The organism is Intrasporangium sp. DVR, from assembly GCF_040365325.1.
GTDB lineage: Bacteria > Actinomycetota > Actinomycetes > Actinomycetales > Dermatophilaceae > Intrasporangium.
The window spans coordinates 65,147-79,432 of sequence record NZ_BAABZW010000019.1 but is presented as its reverse complement, the minus strand read 5'-3'; the positions used below and the strand labels follow the sequence as shown (position 1 = coordinate 79,432).

The 14,286-nt window shown below is 71.3% G+C and carries 11 protein-coding genes and 1 riboswitch; of the genes, 7 read left to right on the top strand and 4 right to left on the bottom strand.

Annotated elements, in window-relative coordinates:
* Positions 1-4: 4 nt before the first annotated feature.
* Together ABWV20_RS14360 and ABWV20_RS14355 are read right to left on the bottom strand one after the other, a co-directional pair.
* The gene (locus tag ABWV20_RS14360; protein ID WP_353356205.1) at positions 5-1,783 is read right to left on the bottom strand and encodes a DNA polymerase; all 1,779 of its coding nucleotides are present in this window, start codon (positions 1,781-1,783) and stop codon (positions 5-7) included.
* Positions 1,776-2,924 carry a MalY/PatB family protein gene (locus tag ABWV20_RS14355; protein WP_353356203.1) on the bottom strand — a complete coding sequence of 383 codons (1,149 nt, stop codon included), beginning with the start codon at positions 2,922-2,924 and terminating at the stop codon, positions 1,776-1,778. Before ABWV20_RS14355 ends, ABWV20_RS14360 begins: the two co-directional genes overlap by 8 nt.
* 166 nt (positions 2,925-3,090) lie before the next feature.
* Here ABWV20_RS14355 and ABWV20_RS14350 point away from each other — a divergent pair, with 166 nt between their 5' ends.
* The 7 genes from ABWV20_RS14350 to ABWV20_RS14320 all read left to right on the top strand — a co-directional run bounded on the left by ABWV20_RS14350 (position 3,091) and on the right by ABWV20_RS14320 (position 10,682).
* Complete coding sequence (locus ABWV20_RS14350) at positions 3,091-3,915, top strand: EcsC family protein (RefSeq protein WP_353356201.1); 825 nt, start codon at positions 3,091-3,093, stop codon at positions 3,913-3,915.
* A gap of 4 nt (positions 3,916-3,919) precedes the next feature.
* On the top strand, positions 3,920-4,435 hold the full coding sequence (locus ABWV20_RS14345; RefSeq protein ID WP_353356199.1) for a YkvA family protein: 516 nt from the start codon (positions 3,920-3,922) through the stop codon (positions 4,433-4,435).
* Between the two features lie 101 nt (positions 4,436-4,536).
* A complete protein-coding gene (locus tag ABWV20_RS14340) occupies positions 4,537-5,679 on the top strand; it encodes a DUF4192 domain-containing protein (protein WP_353356197.1) in 1,143 nt (380 codons plus the stop codon).
* 344 nt (positions 5,680-6,023) lie between these two features.
* A riboswitch (SAM riboswitch) is annotated at positions 6,024-6,137 on the top strand.
* Positions 6,138-6,156: 19 nt separating this feature from the next.
* The gene (gene metX / locus ABWV20_RS14335; RefSeq protein WP_353356195.1) at positions 6,157-7,356 is read left to right on the top strand and encodes a homoserine O-acetyltransferase MetX; all 1,200 of its coding nucleotides are present in this window, start codon (positions 6,157-6,159) and stop codon (positions 7,354-7,356) included.
* Positions 7,357-7,478: 122 nt separating this feature from the next.
* Complete coding sequence (locus ABWV20_RS14330; RefSeq protein WP_353356193.1) at positions 7,479-7,877, top strand: universal stress protein; 399 nt, start codon at positions 7,479-7,481, stop codon at positions 7,875-7,877.
* Positions 7,878-8,330: 453 nt separating this feature from the next.
* On the top strand, positions 8,331-10,061 hold the full coding sequence (locus ABWV20_RS14325) for an RNA polymerase sigma factor (RefSeq protein ID WP_502901791.1): 1,731 nt from the start codon (positions 8,331-8,333) through the stop codon (positions 10,059-10,061).
* Positions 10,062-10,094: 33 nt separating this feature from the next.
* Positions 10,095-10,682 carry an arsenate-mycothiol transferase ArsC gene (locus ABWV20_RS14320; RefSeq protein WP_353356191.1) on the top strand — a complete coding sequence of 196 codons (588 nt, stop codon included), beginning with the start codon at positions 10,095-10,097 and terminating at the stop codon, positions 10,680-10,682.
* A gap of 32 nt (positions 10,683-10,714) precedes the next feature.
* Here the strand turns inward: ABWV20_RS14320 and ABWV20_RS14315 are convergent, their stop codons facing one another.
* Complete coding sequence (locus ABWV20_RS14315; protein WP_353356189.1) at positions 10,715-13,018, bottom strand: transglutaminase TgpA family protein; 2,304 nt, start codon at positions 13,016-13,018, stop codon at positions 10,715-10,717.
* Complete coding sequence (locus tag ABWV20_RS14310) at positions 13,015-14,286, bottom strand: DUF58 domain-containing protein (RefSeq protein ID WP_353356187.1); 1,272 nt, start codon at positions 14,284-14,286, stop codon at positions 13,015-13,017. The genes ABWV20_RS14315 and ABWV20_RS14310 overlap by 4 nt, the downstream gene beginning before the upstream one ends.

Below are 14,286 nucleotides of genomic sequence, written 5' to 3'. Positions count from 1 at the left end.
GGTGTCAGTCCTTCGCCTCGCTCCAGCGGGTGATGACGCTCGCGTCGGCGACGAACCGGACGACGTCCGTGCCGGCCCAGGTGTGTGAGGCCCGGCCGAGGGCGTCCTGCACGGCACGCTGCGCCTCTCCGGCACGAGCCTGCGGAACGTGCACGAGGAGCTCATCGTGCAGGCACAGCACGATCTGCCCACCGAGTGGGCGGACGGCGTGGCGCACCGTGGCTGCCCACGCCTTGAAGAGCTCTGCCGCCGAACCCTGGATGATCGCGTTGCGCGCGAAGCGTCCCCGTGCCGCGTCGCTCCCGCCACGGTCGACGTCAGGCCGTATGCCGCTGGGCTCGCTTCCCGGGACGCCGGCCCCGTCCGCTCGGGGCGGGTCCGCCGGCACCGGCTCGATGCCGAAGGGAATGAGACGGCCTCCATAGGTGCGCAGCGAGCGTCTGGCCACGCCGTCGGCATAGGCGCGGTCGAGCAGGTCCATGGCCACGGGGTAGGCGCGCTCGAGGTCCTTGAGGGCCTCGCCGGCGGCCCCCGATCGTTGGCCGTACATCGCAGCGAGGACCGCCACCTTTGCCACGGACCGCTCGATGCCGAGCTTGGCGGCAACGGGGGCGTAGAGGTCGTCACTGCGGGTCGCCTCCGCGAAGGCCCGGTCGCCGCTGACGACGGCCAGCACGCGTGGCTCCACCTGGCCGAGGTCGGCGCGGACGAAGACATACCCGGGCTCGGCGCGGATCGCGGGCCGCAGCGGCGCCGGCAGGTTGTGCAGGCCGTTCTGCGCGGTCATTCTCCCGGCCGCACCGTCGCAGGCAGTCCACCGACCGCGGAGGCGATCGTCCGCGCCCACGTGCTCGTCGAGCCAGCGGTACCCGTACGTCGTGGCGACCCGCTCGTTCTTGCGCCAGGTCAGGAGTGCGTCGACGAGCGCGTGCGTGGGACGGTACGGCTCGAGCACCCAGGCCCGGGTGTGGGGCACGTCGACGCCCACGGACTGGAGCAGGGTCCTGACCTGGGCCGGGTTGCGGAGGTCGGCGCGCTCGCGGCCGGGCGCGTGTCGCAGCACCGCGTGGTCGCGCTGAGCCCGGATGCGCGCCGCATCGGCATCATCCCGTGGTCGTGGCCCGGCGGCCGCGGAGATGAGGTCCTCGGCCGCGAGCCGGTCGACGGGGAGCCCGTCTCGCTCCAGCTCCAGACACAGCACCGCCGCCGCGGACTCGGACCACACGGTGCGAATGAGGCGCTCCGCGCCGTCGCCGCCACGAGCCCGCAGCGAGCCCTCCTGCTCCCGTTGGCACGTGAGGGCGAGGTCGGCCAGACGGCCCAGTCGCTCCGAGCCTGTGGCCCACCCCTCGAGCGCGTCCGCGCGCAGGTGTCCCGACTCGGTCAGGAGCTCGTCGACCGACCTCTCGGCCAGGTCGAACAGGTCGCCGTCGAAGCCCGCTTGGCGGCCGCGGCGAGGCACTGGGACGTCGTCGACGCGCAAGCCTCGGCACCCCGCCCAGACATCCCCGGGCGTGGCGCGCCAGCCGCCGTGCAGCAGCCGGTGCGCCTCGGCGAGGTCCCAGGAGCGGGGCACGTCGACTCCTGCAGCGACGACACCGCGGAGCGCGTTCTCGGCCGACCACACGACCCAGCGAGGGTGGATCGAGCCGATCATCCGGGCGACACGGGAGGCGACCTCAGCGAGCGGCCACGACTCCCGGAGACCCGGCCCGGCGGCATACGCCTCATGGGGTCCGACGACGAGCGCGACGAGCGGTGCAGGGGGTGGGTGGTCACTCAAGGGATCTGGCCATCCGCTCGACGGCGTCGCGGAGAATGGCGGGGGACGTCGCGAAGTTGAGCCGCGCGAAGCCGCGGCCTCCGGCCCCGAACGCCGGCCCCTCGGACAGTGCGACGCGACCGCGCTCCCTGAAGTGGGCAGCGGGGTCATCACCCAGGCCGAGGTCGCGGCAGTCGAGCCACGCGAGGTAGGTGGCCTCGGGCAGACGGAACCGAACGCCCGGCAGCTGGGCTGCGACCAGCTCCGCGAGCAGCCGGCGGTTGCGGTCGAGCTCTCCGACGAGCCGGCGGACCCAGTCGGCACCCTCGGTCCAGGCCGCCGTGTGGGCGATGATGCCCAGGTGGCTCGCCCCGAAGCCGACGAACGCGTGGAGGCGGTCGACGACGGCCCCGGTCTCCGGGCCGGGGATGATCAGGCCCGCCTTGAGGCCGGCGAGGTTCCACGCCTTGGACGCGGAGGTCACGGTGATGCCCTGGTCGGCGCCGTTCACCGTGAGGTACGGGGTGAAGGACCCCGGCTCGTAGACGAGCGCCGCGTGGATCTCGTCGGAGATCACGGTGACGCCGTGCTCGCGGGCGAGCCGGGCGAGCGTCTCCAGCTCGGACCTCGTGTGGACCACGCCCGTCGGGTTGTGCGGGTTCGACAGCAGGTAGGCGGCTGGGCGGCCCCCAGAGGTGGCCTGCACGAAGGCCTCCTCGAGGGTCAGTGGGTCCAGCCGTCCCTCCGGGGTGAGCGGCGCCTCCAGAGCCGTGCGTCCGACGGCGTCGATGACGGTGAAGAAGGCGTTGTAGACCGGTGAGCTGACGACGACCGGCGCCGCGCGGTCGGTGGCCGCCTCGAGAAGACGGGCGATACCGGTCAGGACGTCGGCGGCGACGCGCACGGTCCGGCCCTCGACGCGCCAACCCCACTGGTGTGCGGCGAAGCCCGCGAAGGCCTCGGCGTAGTCCCGGGTCCAGGGATAGCCGGTGTCCCCGCGCCGGACCGCGTCCGTCACGGCGGCGACGACCGCGGGACACGGCTGGCAGTCCATCTCCGCGACCCACAGCGGCAGCACGTCAGCAGGGTAGGTGCGCCACTTGAGGCTGGTGCGTGACCCTCGGAGCTCGTCAGCGGTGGCGGACAGGGTGGCGTCGCTCATGGCCCGAGCCTAGGAGAGGACACCGACGGGACGGGGTATGGGACGGGAGGCGGCCACTGGCCACTCGCAGACCGGCATCGCGTAACGTCAGCGACGTCCGTTCTCGAGTGCCGGAACCGGGCCGCCGTCAGTCGACGAGACGCACAGTCTCAGGGAGAGGAGCCACGTGGGCATCTTCGGATGGGGTAAGGACGAGACTCGAGAGGCCTCTGACCGCGCTGCGCGTCAGGTCCAGGAGGCCGCGCGGACAGGCAACGCCGGCAGTGCTCTCGAGCGAGCCAGACTGGCCGACGAGGAGGGTCTGAGCGGTGCCGCCACCCGGTTCCTCGAGCGCCTGCTCGACGTCGGGATCGACGGCAAGGGGCCGTTCGCCTCGGCACGCAGCGTGGCGGACCAGGCGCTGAAGGACGCCGGTGGTGACCCTGAGGAGGCGATCAGGATCGTCGAGCGGAGCCATCGCCGACTGGGCGCGGCCGGTGGTTTCGTCACGGGGCTCGGCGGGTTCTTCACGATGCCGGTCGCACTGCCCGCCAACGTCCTGGAGTTCTATCTCCTGGGAACGCGGATGACGGCCGCGACGGCCCGTCTCCGGGGCTACGACATCGACCAGCCCCAGATCCGCTCCGCTGTCCTGCTTACACTCGCCGGCGCTGACACCGAGGACCTGCTCAAGAAGGCCGGGGTCTTCGCGGCCGGCGGCAGGCTCACCTCGGTCGCGCTCGAGCGCCTGCCCGCCCCCGCCCTCATGGTCCTCAACAAGGCCATCGCGTTCCGCCTGCTCGGGCGGCTCGGTTCCGGCGTCATCGCCAAGCTCGGCCGGGCCGTTCCCGTCGTGGGCGGGCTCGTCGGTGGCGGCGTCGACCTGTATCTCCTGGGGCGGATCGCCAAGCAGGCCACGGAGGAGTTTCCCCGGCAGGGCGCCACGGGCACGCCTGATGTCCGCATGAACGGCGGGCCAAGGAGCGGAGGGGCGGCTGCCGGTGGCAGGTAAGGCCATGAAGGCTGCATCACGCCTCAAGCTCCTCGCCACGACGGCCTCGGTGATCCGCGCCTCGACGCGGCCGGGAGCCCCGAGCCTCACGGTGCGCGTCCAGGCCGTTCCCCGCCTCGTGCGAGCGACGCTGTCCGGCCAGTACGCCGGGACGACCCGCGGTCGGCTCGGCATGCTCGCCGCGGCCGTCGCCTACATCGTCTCGCCGGTGGACCTGGTCCCGGAAGCGGTGCTGCCGGTCGTCGGCGCCGCCGACGACGCCGTGGTCATCTCATGGGCGGTCAAGACACTCGTGGAGGAGACCGACCGGTTCCTCACGTGGGAGGCGGGGCAGGGTCGGCGCACGCCCCCGCGCGCCGAACGAGCCTCCGCAGGACGGGTCCGGCCGCTCGGGTCTCCGGCGAGCGACGGCGTCCACGAGGTGGCGGCCACCGGTGCAGGCCCACGGCTGACACACCACGCCCGCGAGGCCGCGACGACCTACGTCCTCGAGACGGTGCGCAAGCGTCTCGAGCGCTGAGCCGACCTGAGTCATCCACACCCCCCGGAGGGGACCGACGGTCATCCACAGGTCATCGGCATGGACGGGCCCGCCGACTGGTGCTGCGCCACTGTCGGAGCATGCAGAAGATCTCCGTCTCAGGACCCGCCGAGCTGGTCACCATCGTCCCCTTCCACCTCGGCTTCCAGCCCGAGCGCAGTGTCGTCATCATCTGCCTGCAGGAGAAGTCCGTCGGGCTCGTTGCGCGGATGGACGTCCTCGCCCATCCACAGGCAGCGCAGGCTGCCGCTGCGCTGATGGAGCCGATCGAGCGCGCCGGCGCCACCGCGGTGGCTCTCGTCGCGTACGAGGACGAGCCGGGCGAGGCGCGCCCCTTGGCCGATGCCCTCGGGGTGGCCCTGGGGCTCGCCGGGATCCCGGTGGTCGAGGACCTCGTCGTGCGGGGAGCGCGCTGGTACTGCCTTCGGTCGGATGGCTGCCCGGATGACGGCGGGCTCCTGCCCGCGCCGGCGGACGTGCCCGCGGTGGCAGGTTACGTCGCGCAAGGGCGATCGGTGCTCGGCAGCAGGCGGGCGGTCGCGTCCCTCGTCGAGCCGCTGCCGGAGGCTCACGACGACCACGTGGCCCAGGCCGTCGAGGAATGGCGGCACAGCTATCGCAGGGCCAGGCACTCCCGCTTCCTCAGCTGGATCGGCGGGCCCGCCGAGGGCGTGGACGAGTCCACCAGTTCCGGGGAAGGAGTCGCGGCGCCCGACCGCCGGCCCGCTGCCTCCCGCTGGGAGGAGCTCACCGACGAGTCTCTCGGCGCGTGGGGTGTGCTGCTTCGCGGCGAGGCGCCGGCCGCGGGCCTGGCCCGCCTCCTCCCGCCGCTCGTCGGGCCCCTCGAGGACCGCGACCTGCGAGACGCGCTCATCGGTTGGCTCTGTCCGGGCTGGCTCCCGACCGACGAGGTCGACGATCGCCTGCTGACGCGACTCCACGCCCTGGTCGGAGAGGTGGACCACGGCTTCGTACCCGAGGCTGACGACCTGGTGTGCGACCCCCGCCGGGTCGAGGATGCGCTTCTGGAGCTGTGCCGGGTGACTCCTGTGCGGTTCGCCGCACCGGTCCTCACCATCGCCGGCGCCTACGCCTGGTGCCGGGGTGACGGCACGCGCGCCGGACTGTGCGTCGACCGCGCCCTGCAGCTCGATCCGGAGTACCGGCTCGCCAGGCTGATCCGGGTGGGCCTCGATCACGGAGTCCGCATGCCCGCGGCCTGATGCCCGTCGCTCGATGCCCCCCTGTGCCCGCCCCCTGTGCCCGCCCCCTGTGCCCGCCCCCTGTGCCCGCCCCCTGTGCCGGCCCCCTGTGCCGGCCCCCTGTGCCGGCCCCCTGTGCCGGCCCCCTGTGCCGGCCCCCTGTGCCGGCCCCCTGTGCCGGCCCCCGTGCCGGCCCCCCGTGCCCGCCGCCCCCGGTGCCCGCCCCCGGCCCGGTGCGGGTGACCACCGGACCGTCGGCAGCCTCCGGTCGAAGCCAGGGACAGCGTGGGACGGGCCACCGGCCGCATTCCACACCGTGGACGACGGGGAGGAAACGGGGACGCCCGTGACGTAGAGTTGGGCCAGGTCATGAGTACCAGCGTCAAGCCCCGGCTCGCTGGTCGGCAACCCTCCGTCGCGGTGGGGTGCCCCGGGTGAGGACCAGGCCGCCCCGCGACCGGGGTCGGCAAGCGCGATTTCCGGGAGTCGACCTTGACGATGACAGACAACCATCAGACCTCGACGCGACGCCTGCGACTCCGACCTGACGCCGTGCGCAACGGGTTCGCGGCGGCGCCGACCAGTCCGCGGGTCAGCGGGGCGTGGCGTCTCGGCGACCCGGTCGGTGCCCGCCGGTTCGCGCAGATCGGAGAGTTCCGGCTCGAACGCGGAGGCATCCTTCCCGACGTCACCGTGGCCTACGAGACATGGGGCACGCTCAACGCCGCCGGCGACAACGTCGTGCTCATCGAGCACGCGCTGACCGGGGACAGCCACGTCGAGGGCGAGGCAGGTGCCGGCCATGCCTCTCCCGGGTGGTGGCCCGGACTCGTCGGCCGGGGCCGCCCGATCGACACCGACTCGTGGTTCGTCGTCGCAGCCAACGTCCTGGGGGGATGCCAGGGCACCACCGGACCGTCGAGCACCGCCCCCGACGGGCGCGAGTGGGGGAGCAGGTTCCCCTACGTCACGATTCGCGACCAGGTCGAGGTCGAGGCGCGCCTCCTCGAGCACCTCGGCGCGACCCGGCTCGCCGCCGTCGTCGGCGGGTCGATGGGCGGGATGCGCGCCCTCGAGTGGGCCGCCTCACACCCCGGACGCGTCGACCGCAGCATCGTGCTCGCGAGCACCGCCTACGCCACGGCTGACCAGATCGCCTGGTGTCAACCGCAGCTGCTGGCCATCCGCCAGGACCCTGACTTCGCCGGTGGCGACTACTACCGCGCCGGCCGCTCCCCGGAGGCAGGGCTGGGCCTTGCGCGTCGGATCGCGCACATCACCTACCGCACGGGTGCCGAGCTCGACGAGCGCTTCGGACGCACCGCACAGCTCGGGGAGGACCCGCTGCGCTCCGGTGAGCGGGGCCGGTTCGCGGTGGAGAGCTACCTCGACCACCACGCCGGAAAGCTGGCTCGGCGGTTCGACGCGAACTCCTACCTCGTGTTGACCGAGGCGATGAACTCCCACGACGTGGGTCGTGACCGGGGCGGCGTCGCGCAGGCCCTGTCACGCATCACCGCGGAGTGCACGATCGCGTCCGTCGACACCGACCGGCTGTATCCGCCCGAGCTGTCGGACGAGCTCCACCGCCTGCTGCCACGGTCGGTCCGCGCCCACATCAGCTCGCGGTTCGGCCACGACGGCTTCCTCATCGAGGATGAGCAGGTGGGGGTCATCATCCGCTCCGCCCTGGGCTGACGTCGACCTGCCCGGGTTCACTCGAGTGTGTCCGACGCGCCACCGCAGACGGCTCCCGCACGGTGCTTTTTCGGGTAGCGTCCGATCACAAGACATTTCCGTCCCAAGGAGGTCCGGGCACAGTGGCCATTGTCGTTGGATACGTCGCGACCAAGGAAGGCCGCGCCGCACTGAAGCGAGCGGCGGAGGAGTGCGTGCTGCGAGGCACCAAGCTCATCGTGATCAGCTCGCACAGAGGGGGCAAGGACTTCGACGCGGACGAGTCCGCCCGGTTCGAGAGCGAGCTGGAGCGCATCAAGGGGGTGCTCGAGGAGAAGGGCCTCGACCATGAGGTCCGCCAGCTGGTGCGCGGCAACGACCCGGCCGAGGACCTGATCTCCGTGGCGGAGCAGGAGGGCGCCGACTTCATCGTCATCGGCCTGCGCCGCCGCAGCCCGGTCGGCAAGCTGATCCTGGGCTCCAACGCACAGCGGATCCTGCTCGACGCAAGCTGCCCGGTGCTCGCTGTCAAGGCCGACTGAGCACCCGCATCGCGCTACGTGACGCCCTCTCGTTGGCCTCGCCCCTGTGCGGTGAGGCCAACGAGAGGGCACCGGGCGTTGAGGATCGGGCCCCACTTGCCACCGTGTCCGACACTCGGCCAGGGGCGCCGCAGCTCCGCCCGACCGAGACGCCACCGGGCCAGAACCATCCGCGCCGCGTGCGACCGACGCGCTCCACGGGGGAGCACGTTCGCCCGGCGACCCGCTGGCGTTTTATAATGTCGAGAGAGCCGGATCGCACGAGGCGCACCGAGAGATCGACGGAGGGGTCGACTCCGACATGCCAAGCACTTCCGGAGCGAATCCCCATTCTCGTTCGTTGATGATTCATGCCCACCGAGGGTCATGCACCCAGCGACTCCGTGCGACCGAAAGGTGACGTCCTCCGTGCCGAAGGCAACTCCAGCTGCAACTCCGACTGCCCTTCCAAAGGTGTTCCAGCACGACGTGATCATGCAGCTGCTCGTCAAGGGCCGGACGACCGGCACGGTCACCGGATCCGAGATCGCCCGGGCGCAGGTTGCGGCACAGCTCGACCCCAAGCAGATGAAACCGGTCCTCACGACTCTCGAAGCCCACGACGTCGAGATCGTCGTCGACACCGCGGCAACGAACACCCAGACCCGCAGAGGCAGCAAGGGAGGCACTGTGGCAACCGCTCGCAAGACGACAGCCGCGGCCGCAAAGACCGCAACCCGGACCACAACCAGCAGGACGACGAAGACGGCGAGCAAGACGGCATCCGCCACGTCCTCCACCGCCAAGGACGCCAAGGGGGCCGGTGACCAGCCACCCTCGACGACCGAGCCCGCCAAGAAGGCGGCCCGGGCGAGCCGACCTGCCGGGTCCGCCGCCACCGCGAAGAAGGCGGCGACCAATGCCGCGGTCGCCAAGGCGGCCGCGAGCCCGGCCAAGAGGACGGCTGCGAAGAAGACGGCCAAGACCACCGCTGCGAAGCGGGCGGGCAAGGCCGCCGGCACGGCCGGGGCCGTCGACGTGGACGCCCTCGAGGGCGAGGACGTGGTGCCGGTGGATGCCGACGAGAGCGAGCTCGAGGACGTCGAGGTCGTCGATGTCGACACCGTGGTTGACGCCGTCGCCGACGGTGGTGACGTCGCGGACACCGACGACGAGGACGTGGTGGTCGCGACTGACGCGAAGGCAGCAGCGACTGAGGCCGAGGACGAGTCCGGGTTCGTCATTCGCGACGACGACGAGGATGACGCGCCGGCCCAGCAGGTGGTGACTGCTGGCGCCACCGCCGACCCGGTCAAGGACTATCTCAAGCAGATCGGAAAGGTGGCCCTCCTCAACGCCGAGCAGGAGGTCGAGCTCGCCAAGCGGATCGAGGCGGGTCTCTTCGCCGAGGAGAAGCTCAACTCCGGCGAGAAGATCGACATGAAGCTCAAGCGTGAGCTGTGGTGGATCGCCCAGGACGGGAAGAAGGCTAAGAACCACCTCCTCGAGGCCAACCTGCGCCTCGTCGTCTCGCTCGCCAAGCGCTACACCGGGCGCGGCATGCTCTTCCTGGACCTCATCCAGGAGGGCAACCTCGGCCTGATCCGTGCGGTCGAGAAGTTCGACTACACCAAGGGGTACAAGTTCTCCACGTACGCGACCTGGTGGATCCGGCAGGCGATCACCCGCGCCATGGCGGACCAGGCCCGCACCATCCGCATCCCGGTCCACATGGTCGAGGTGATCAACAAGCTCGCCCGGGTCCAGCGGCAGATGTTGCAGGACCTCGGTCGCGAGCCCACGCCGGAGGAGCTGGCCAAGGAGCTCGACATGACCCCTGAGAAGGTCGTGGAGGTCCAGAAGTACGGACGAGAGCCGATCTCCCTGCACACGCCACTCGGCGAGGACGGGGACTCCGAGTTCGGGGACCTCATCGAGGACTCCGAGGCGGTCGTGCCCGCCGACGCGGTGAGCTTCACGCTGCTGCAGGAGCAGCTGCACTCGGTTCTCGACACGCTGTCCGAGCGCGAGGCCGGCGTCGTGTCGATGCGCTTCGGGCTCACCGACGGGCAGCCGAAGACCCTTGACGAGATCGGCAAGGTCTACGGCGTCACGCGTGAGCGGATTCGCCAGATCGAGTCCAAGACGATGAGCAAGCTGCGTCACCCCAGCCGCAGCCAGGTGCTTCGGGACTACCTGGACTGACCTGTCGACACAACCACTGACCGAGGCGGGCGCGTGTCCCTGGCAGACGACGGCACCGCGACGCTGAGCGTGGTGTTCGTGTGCACTGCGAACATCGCGAGGTCTCCCTACGCCGAGCGGCGGGCCACCCAACTGCTCGCTGGCCTCCCCGAACCTCGCCGGGTGGTCGTCAGCAGCGCCGGTATGCCCGGGTATCCCGGGCGACCGATGGACGACCAGATGGCTGCGCAGCTCCGGATGCGCGGGCTGGATCCGGACGGCCATGTGAGCCGGTCGCTCAGCGCGGAGCTGGTCGAGGAAGCGGACCTCATGCTGACCTTCGACTTCGCGGTGCGGATGCGTATCTTCGACGCCTGGCCGCAGCACTCTGCCAAGGTGCTTGGGCTCCACCAGTTCGCTGATGCGGTCGGTCGACTTCCCCGGGACACCCCGCGCCGTGACCTGGTTGCCCTGGCCCACCGGCTGAGCAGTCCGGACTCGATGACGTGGGACGTGAGCGACCCACACCGTCGAGGTGCCAAGGCCGCGCGACGGTGTGCGGACGAGATCGATGCCGCGCTGGGGAGGATCGTTCCCGCGCTGGCCGGCCCGGGGTCGCCGCTTCCGGACTCCGCGGGGTAGCGGGAGAGTTTGCCCCGTGGGGCGACGTCAGCTCAGGTGCTGCGTCGTCGGATCCGGCCGATCCGACGACCGAGCGCACGCCACGCGGAAACGCCCTCGGTGGGCCAGAGGAAGGACTTGAGCCGGGTTGACCAGGCACGCGTGCTCGACACCTGGCGCCGGATCGAGCGGATGTCTCTGTGCAGCCCCTCGGTCTGCTCCGGCGTCGTCCGCTCGGGCCGGTCGTACCGGGCCCGTTCCAGTGTCGCCGTCACGCGGCGCATCGTCGTGGCGTGCGCGTCGTCCAGGTGGCCCTCGACGATGTACCGCTCTCGGGCCGTCCGCAGGGTCGCCCCGGGTGGGGCCGAGAGTCCGAGGTCGTCGAGGTGCGTCATGAGCGTCGCCCACTCGATCTCGACGAGGTCCTGTCTGGTCGCGGCGCGGCGCCGGCGGAGACTCCGGACCACCCAGGCGGTGAGCGGCATGACGAACGTGGCGAATGCCACGACCAGGGTTGAGACGAGGATGACGAGGTTGGTGCCGGTCAGCCACGGCTCCCACCAGGAGGTGCTGGTGCCCGTGCCGAGCTCCTGACCCTCGTCGATCGGGCGACGCTGAGTGGTCGGTGCAGCGGTGTTGGTGGACTGCCCCCCGTCCGTCGTCTGGCCCGGTCCCGGTGAGTCCACTCCTGCGAGGGAGTACGTGGGTGGCCCGGAGCGTGACGCCGTCGGCTCGAACCGCAACCAGCCCGAGCCCTCGAAGTACAGCTCTGGCCAGGCGTGCGCGTCGGAGGCCTTGACGATGTGCGAGCTGCCTTCGCGCGTCCCGGGGACGAAGCCGATCGCCATCCGGGCCGGGATGCCCTGGGCCCGGGCCAGCATGATCATCGCGGTCGCGAACTGGGTGCAGTACCCCAGGCGGTTGCGATAGAAGGTCGTGATGGGGTCGAGTGCGCGCCCGTTCTCGTCGCGAGGCGCCGGCCCGAGGTCGAGGCTGTAGCTGTACCGAGTCGAGTCGCGCAGGTGCGCCTGGATCGCCACGGCCTTGTCGTAGGCGGTGTCACTGCCTTGGGTGACCTCGTCGGACCAGTCCTCGATGAGGGCCGCGGCTTCGTCAGGAAGGGTCAGGTCCTCGTCGAGGATGTCGGGTGAGGTCGGGGTGCCCGCCGAGCGCAGCTTGGACGGCGGCGGGTTCACGTCCGAGTACGTCACCTGGTACGAGTCGACCGTCTGCTCCACCCGGATGTCCCGCGTCACGGGATCGATGCTGAAGGGGGTCCCGTCGATGGCCGGCGTCACGACGGGGTAGGGGGCGGCGAGTCGAGGTGCCTTCAGGATGTTGTTGCTCACCGTCATGATGAACTCGCGGCGGTCAGACTGTGGGGGCAGGGCGACGGGACGGTCCGGCCCCTCTCCGGCGCGACGCGCAGCCTGCCACTCGCCGTTGGAGTAGTGCGACGTCGCCAGGACGCGGAGGGGCACGTTCGCGGGCCCCGTCGACGTGTAGCGCAGGATCGGCGTGTCGTCGGTGTTGAGCAGGCTGTTGCGCAGGTCGACCGTGTCGTTGAAACCCACGGTGCCGGCTCCGCCGGGCCCAGTCGAGCGTCCCAACCCGTCGGTGAGGTAGCGCGGCGGGAAGTGGTAGATCAGCGAAGGCAGGACGAGGGCGGCGAGGAGGGCGATGGCTCCGAGCCGGGCGGCCCCGGCGGTGAGAGCCCGAAGGGCGGAGACGTCGTCGGAGGCGGGGCCACCGTCGGCGACGTCGCTGACGCTCGTCGTGCTCCATCGCCCGAAGTTGGCCCGGGTGGTGGTGTGGAGCATCACCAGCCAGAGGACGACCGGCACGATGAAGTACCGCACGGCCGATTCGGTGCCGCTGTTGGCCGCCGTGATCAGATAGGCCGTCAGGAGAGGCAACCCGGCGGCAGCGGGGGCGCGCCACGTCGCGGCCATGGCGTCGACGAGGACTGCGACCAGAGCGACCGCGCCGACGAGGTAGAAGAGCACGCCGTCGGTGAGCGGGGCCGGTGCTGCACTGCGCTGGATGGTCTCGAGCGCCTCCAGGCCGAGGGAGTTCAACCGGGCGACCGTGTCGGGGGTCGGCAGCCCCCAGACGAACGTGTCTCTGGTGAACCGGGCGAGCACGACATAGAGGACAACGACCAGCTGGACGAGCACGGTGAGCAAGCGTGACCGGGTGAGCCCCCGCAGCAGCAGGCCCACCGCAGCGGTCAGCCCGACGACCAGCGCGGCATCGGGCAGCCACGCGGCGCTGATGAAGAGGCTGGTGATGGGATAGACCGCTGCGAGCGTCGCCAGTGCCGCGAGGAGCGTGATCCGCCACCGCCGCCGAGTCATCGCATCCCCCCAACGGTCCCCGCGGTGAGCACGGCCCAGGCGTGCGGGACATCGTCGTCTCGTCTGACCGCAATGGCCCGCCAGCCGGCGAGGCGCAGCGCGTCGACATGGGGGTCGACCCCGTCGGGGCCGAGGGCGGTGCTGCCCAGCCCACCCGGCGGCTGGCCGAAGGACCGGGAGTCGAGCACGAGGGCCAGGCCGGACGTGCCGGGTTGGCGAAGGCTCGCAAGTCGACCGGTGACCTCGTGGCCACGCGGACCTACGATGGCGACGACGAAGCCGCCTGCTGCAGCGAGACCCTGAGCCGCACGCAACATGAGGTCGTCGCCGCCCTGCGGTCGCAGCTGGGTGACGGCCAGCACATCCAGGATCTCGTCGATCTGCAGCGTCGCGGTGACCCGCCCGCTCTCGACGGTCTCGGGGCACACCAGGTGCACCGCGTAGCCGGTCTCGCACAGGTGTGCTGCGACGGAGGCGCACGCGGACACAGCCCACTCGTAGGACCCGGTCGCACCACTGCCCCCATGCGCCTCGGGGCGCGGGTCGAGCAGGACGACGGCGCGTCGTTGGGCAGGTCGGTCCTCCTGTCGCACCATGAGGTCTCCGGTCCGAGCGGTGGCCGGCCAGTGGATGCGTCGCAGGTCGTCGCCATCGCGGTACTCCCGGATCGTGACGTCATCCTCCCCGTGCAGGGCGATGAGGTGGGCGAGCTCGCCCTCCGACCCGACTCCGGAGCTCGGCTGCCGGCTCGCAGACAGGGTGTGCACCTGGGGCAGGATGACCAGGTCGGCAGTGCCCTCGAGGAGGGCGTTGCGGGTGGCGAGTCCGAAGGGGTCCTGCACCTGCACCCCCAGCGGACCCAGGTGGTGGCGGCCGCGCAGGTGCGACCGGACGGTGTAGTCGATGATCCTGACGCGGCCCGGGGGGATGCGACCGACGACGAAGCGCGGCCGGTCGCCGAGGACGTAGTCGAGCCGCTCCTCGGCGAGAAAGACCGGCGTCGTGGTCGTCGAGACGTTCTCGAAGGCGAGGGCGACGTGCGCGTCCTGACCGACGGTGATCCGGTCGGGTGAGACGTGCCGCTCGATGCGCATTCGCGTCTTGCGGGTGCGCACGAGCAGGGCGCCGATGTAGGGCAGGGCGACGAGCAGGATGCCGAAGCGGGTGAGGTCGCGGAACCCGAACAGGACACCGGCGACCGCGAGGGTGATGCCGGCCCCGACGAAGGCGCGACCTCGCGTGGTCAGCAGACCTCGGAGCGAACGCAT